Annotated in this window: 5 protein-coding genes; all 5 read left to right on the top strand. The window is 76.6% G+C overall.

Annotated elements, in window-relative coordinates; translation table 11 throughout:
- Positions 1 to 960, top strand: a 960-nt coding sequence (locus HZS56_RS37095; protein ID WP_308408245.1) for an SCO3242 family prenyltransferase, incomplete at its 5' end; no start/stop codon positions are given.
- Between the two features lie 317 nt (positions 961 to 1,277).
- Complete coding sequence (locus tag HZS56_RS37090) at positions 1,278 to 2,279, top strand: sugar phosphate isomerase/epimerase family protein (protein ID WP_253915512.1); 1,002 nt, start codon at positions 1,278 to 1,280, stop codon at positions 2,277 to 2,279.
- A gap of 11 nt (positions 2,280 to 2,290) precedes the next feature.
- Entirely contained in the window at positions 2,291 to 3,025 is a 735-nt protein-coding gene (locus HZS56_RS37085) for an EboA domain-containing protein (RefSeq protein ID WP_216725207.1), read from the top strand.
- On the top strand, positions 3,025 to 3,873 hold the full coding sequence (locus tag HZS56_RS37080; RefSeq protein WP_216725206.1) for a TatD family hydrolase: 849 nt from the start codon (positions 3,025 to 3,027) through the stop codon (positions 3,871 to 3,873). Before HZS56_RS37085 ends, HZS56_RS37080 begins: the two co-directional genes overlap by 1 nt.
- A 3-nt stretch (positions 3,874 to 3,876) precedes the next feature.
- On the top strand, positions 3,877 to 5,052 hold the full coding sequence (gene eboE, locus HZS56_RS37075) for a metabolite traffic protein EboE (protein WP_216725205.1): 1,176 nt from the start codon (positions 3,877 to 3,879) through the stop codon (positions 5,050 to 5,052).
- Positions 5,053 to 5,082: the final 30 nt, after the last annotated feature.

Below are 5,082 nucleotides of genomic sequence, written 5' to 3'. Positions count from 1 at the left end.
CCCTCCGGCGGCACCGGGCCCCGCCCGCCCGGTACCCGCACCTCCCGCGCGGGTGCCTGGGCCGAACTCCTCCGCCTGCCCGCCCTGTTCACCGTCCCCGGCGACGCCCTGGCCGGCGCGGCGGCGGCCGGTGCCCGCCCGGGCCCCCGCACCCTCCTCGCCATCGGCTCCTCCCTCTGCCTGTACGAGGCCGGCATGGCCCTCAACGACTGGGCGGACCGCGCCGAGGACGCCGCGGAACGCCCGCACCGCCCGCTGCCGTCCGGCCGCATCCGCCCGGCGGCCGCTCTCACCGCCGCCGGTGCGCTCACCGGCGCGGGACTGGCGCTGGCGGCCGGCGCGGGCCGGCCCGCGCTCGCGGTCGCCGCGCCACTGGCGGCCACCGTCTGGGCCTACGACCTCGCGCTGAAGCACACGCCCGCCGGTCCGGCCGCCATGGCCGCCGCCCGCGGACTCGACCTCCTGCTGGGCGCGGCCGCCACCACCGGCGGCACCCGGTCGGCGCTGCCCTCCGCCGCGCTGCTCGGCAGCCACACCCTCGCGGTGACGGCCGTCTCCCGCCGGGAGACCACCGGCGGTTCGGTCCTGGCCCCGCTGGCGGCCCTCGCGACGACGGGGACGCTGACCGGCCTGGTCGCCCGCCGCCGCACCCGACTCCCGGCAGGCCGGCGGGCAGCAGCCGCCCCCGGCCTGCCGGGCCCCACCCGCGCCCTCACGGCCGCACTGGGCGCCGCGTACGCCGCCACGGCGGCCCGCCCCTACTTCCACGCCGCACTCAACCCGTCGCCCCCGCTCACCCAGCGCGCCGTGGGCGGCGGCATCCGGGCCACCATCCCGCTCCAGGCCGCACTCGCCGCCCGCTCGGGCGCGACCGCGACGTCCCTCCTGGTCGCCGTCCTCGCCCCGGCGGGCCGCCGGTTCGCGCGGAGGGCCGCCATGAGGAAGGTGAGCATCACGTGAGCGCCACCCCGCACCGCAAGACACACGAAGCCACCCCTGAAGGCGCAACCGCGGGCGCGGGTGCGGTCCCGGTCCCGGTCCCGGTCCCGGTCCCGGTCCCGGTTCCGGGGCCGGATACGGACCCGGGCCATACCGGTCACGCGCACGTCCCCGAGCCCGAGCCCGCCGCGACCGGCCCTTCGTGGCCCTCGGACGAGCGGCCGTCCGGGGACGCCGACCCGGGACCGGCGTCGCCCGCCGGCAGCAGGGCTGCGCCCGCCGGCACGGCCCCCGGGGGCAACGGAACCGCGCCGGGGGCACCCGAGCCCCCCGGCCGCATGGCGCAGCCCGACGGGAACCCGGCCGGGCCCACCCCCCGCGGCACCTACTCGCGTCCCGGCGGGGGGACCGCGCCCCGGCACCTGCCGACAGGCCCCGGCGACGGCGCCCGCCCGGCCCCGGTCCGCTTCGGCTACGGCACCAACGGCCTCGCCGACCTCCGGCTCGACGACGCCCTCGGTCTCCTCGCCGACCTGGGCTACGACGGCGTCGGCCTGACCCTCGACCACATGCACCTCGACCCACTCGCCGCCGACCTGACCGCCCGCACCCGCCACGTCGCCCGGCGGCTGGACGCCCTCGGGCTGGGCGTCACCGTGGAGACCGGCGCCCGCTACGTGCTCGACCCGCGCCGCAAGCACGGCCCCTCCCTGCTCGACCCGGACCCGGACGACCGCGCCCGCCGCGCCGACCTCCTCGTGCGCGCCGTGCGCGTCGCCGCCGACCTCGGGGCCCACGCCGTGCACTGCTTCAGCGGCGTCACCCCGGAGGGCACGGACGAGGAGACGGCCTGGAAGCGCCTGGCCGAGACCCTCGCTCCCGTGCTCGACGCCGCCGCCACCGAGGGCGTCCCCCTCGCCGTGGAGCCCGAACCGGGCCACCTCCTGTCCACCCTCGCCGACTTCCACACCCTGCGCCGTGCCCTCGGCGACCCCGGACACCTCGGTCTCACCCTGGACATCGGCCACTGCCAGTGCCTCGAACCGCTCCCTCCCGCCGACTGCGTACGCGCCGCCGCTCCCTGGCTGCGTTACGTGCAGATCGAGGACATGCGCCGCGGCGTCCACGAACACCTCCCCTTCGGTGACGGCGAGATCGACTTCCCGCCCGTGCTCGAAGCCCTCGCCGCCACCGGCTACCAGGGCCTGACCGTCGTCGAACTGCCCCGCCACTCCCACGCCGGACCCCAGTTCGCCGCACACTCCCTCCCGTTCCTGCGCCGGGCCGCGGCGGCGGCCCTCCGTACCGACCGCCCGGGCGAGCCCTCCGCCACCCACTGAAGGGAGCCACCATGACGCAGCCACACGCCGCCCACGTCACCCGCACCCAGGACGCGGACGGCACCCCCGCCGGGCCGGAACCCCAGGGCACCACCCCCGCCCGGATCCCGCCGGCCGACCTGCGCTCCGTCCTCGCCGCCCGACTCGGCCCGGCCGCCCGCGCCTGGCTGGACCAGGCCCTGGACGAGGCCGCCGCCCACCCCGGCACCCACGGGCCCATCTCCGTCTGGGAGCTGCGCCTCGCCGAGGCCGGCCGCCGCTGCGGGCCCGCCCACGCCGACGCCGCCCGCGTCCTCGTCCTGCACGCCGCGCGCGCCGACCGGGAGGCCCTGACCCGGGTGTACTCCCAGGGCACCGCTGACGAACGCCGTGCCGTCCTGCACGCGCTGCCCCACCTCGTGCCGGGACCGGACGCCCTGCCGCTGGTCGAGGACGCCCTGCGCACCAACGACACCCGGCTCGTCGCCGCCGCCCTCGGCCCGTACGCCGCCCGCCACCTCGACGCCCACCAGTGGCGGCACGCCGTCCTCAAGTGCCTGTTCACCGGTGTCCCCGTCGACAGCGTGGCGGACCTCGCCCGCCGGGCCCACGGCGACGACGAACTCGCCCGCATGCTCGCCGACTACGCCGCCGAACGCACCGCCGCGGGCCGCACCGTCCCCGAGGACCTGCACCGCGTCCTGGCCCTGACCGAGTCAGCGCCTCCCGCGCCCGGCACCGCCGACCCCCACGGCAAGGAGTCCTGATGCGCATCTTCGACCCCCACATCCACATGACCTCCCGCACCACCGACGACTACGAGGCCATGTACGCGGCCGGTGTCCGCGCCCTCGTCGAGCCCTCCTTCTGGCTGGGCCAGCCGCGCACCTCGCCCGCCTCCTTCCGTGACTACTTCGACGCCCTGCTCGGCTGGGAGCCCTTCCGCGCCGCCCAGTACGGCATCGCCCACCACTGCACGATCGCCCTCAACCCGAAGGAGGCGAACGACCCCCGGTGCCTGCCCGTCCTCGACGAACTGCCCCGCTACCTCGTCAAGGACCGGGTGGTGGCGGTCGGTGAGATCGGCTACGACGCGATGACACCCGCCGAGGACACCGCCCTGGCCACCCATCTCCAGCTCGCCGCCGACCACGGCCTGCCCGCCCTCGTCCACACCCCGCACCGCGACAAGCTCGCCGGCCTGCGCCGCACCCTCGACGCGGTCCGCGAGTCCGCCCTGCCCACGGACCGGGTGCTGGTCGACCACCTCAACGAGACCACCGTCAAGGAGGCCAAGGACAGCGGCGCCTGGCTCGGCTTCTCCGTCTACCCGGACACCAAGATGGACGAGGCCCGGATGGTCGCCCTGCTGCGCGAGTACGGCCCGGAGCAGGTACTCGTGAACTCCGCCGCCGACTGGGGCAGAAGCGATCCGCTCAAGACCCGCAAGGTCGGCGACCTGATGCTCGCAGAGGGCTTCACCGAGGACGACGTCGACCGGGTGCTGTGGCGCAATCCCGTCGCCTTCTACGGCCTCAGCGGGCGCCTCGAACTCGACGTGGCCTCGGGCGACGCCACCCACGAGGGCAACTCCATCCTGCGCGGCGGGGAGTGAGCCATGCGCTTCCGGCACCCCGACGGCTCCACCGTCCACCTCGCCTACTGCACCAACGTCCACCCCGCCGAAACCCTCGACGGCGTCCTCGCCCAGCTCCGCGACCACTGCGAGCCGGTCCGCCGCCGCCTGGGCCGCGACCGGCTCGGCATCGGGCTGTGGCTCGCCCGCGACGCCGCCCACGCCCTGGTCACCGACCCCGCGGCCCTGCGCGGACTGCGCACCGAACTCGACCGGCGCGGCCTGGAGGTCGTCACCCTCAACGGCTTCCCCTACGAGGGCTTCGGCGCCGAAGAGGTCAAGTACCGCGTCTACAAACCCGACTGGGCCGATCCCGAACGCCTCGAGCACACCACCTCCCTGGCCCGGCTGCTCGCCGGCCTGCTGCCCGACGACGTCACCGACGGCACCATCTCCACCCTGCCGCTCGCCTGGCGCACGGCCTACGACGAGACCCGCGCCGACAAGGCACGCGCCGCCCTGGTCACCCTCGCCGAACGCCTCGACGCCCTCCACGAACTGACCGGCCGCTCCATCCGCATCGGCCTGGAACCCGAACCGGGCTGCGTCGTCGAGACCACCCACGACGCCATCGCCCCGCTGACCGCGATCGGCCACGACCGCGTCGGCATCTGCGTCGACACCTGCCACCTCGCCACCTCCTTCGAAGACCCGCACACCGCTCTGGACGCCCTCACGGCCGCCCGCGTACCCGTCGTCAAGTCCCAGCTGTCCGCCGCCCTGCACGCCGAACAGCCCGCCGAACCCGCGGTCCGAGAGGCGCTCGCCGCCTTCGCCGAGCCGCGCTTCCTGCATCAGACCCGCACCACCACCCCGTCCGGCGGCCGGCAGGGCACCGACGACCTCGACGAGGCCCTCGCGGACGGCGCCCCCCTGCCGGACACCGCACCCTGGCGCTCCCACTTCCACGTCCCGCTGCACGCGGCCCCCGCCGCGCCCCTCACCTCCACTCTCCCCGTACTCAAGGCCGTGCTGACCCGGCTCGTGGGCGGCCCGCACCCCCTGACCCGCCACCTCGAGGTCGAGACCTACACCTGGCAGGCTCTCCCGCCCGAGCTGCGGCCCCGCGCCCGCGGCCAGCTCACCGACGGCATCGCCGCCGAGCTCACCCTCGCCCGCGACCTGTTGACGGACCTCGGCCTGAAGGAACTGCCATGACCCGCCCCACCCCCTCCGGCGGACCCACTC

Source organism: Streptomyces mayonensis, assembly GCF_018982965.1.
Classification (GTDB): domain Bacteria; phylum Actinomycetota; class Actinomycetes; order Streptomycetales; family Streptomycetaceae; genus Streptomyces; species Streptomyces mayonensis.
This window is presented reverse-complemented; position numbering and strand designations above follow the sequence as displayed.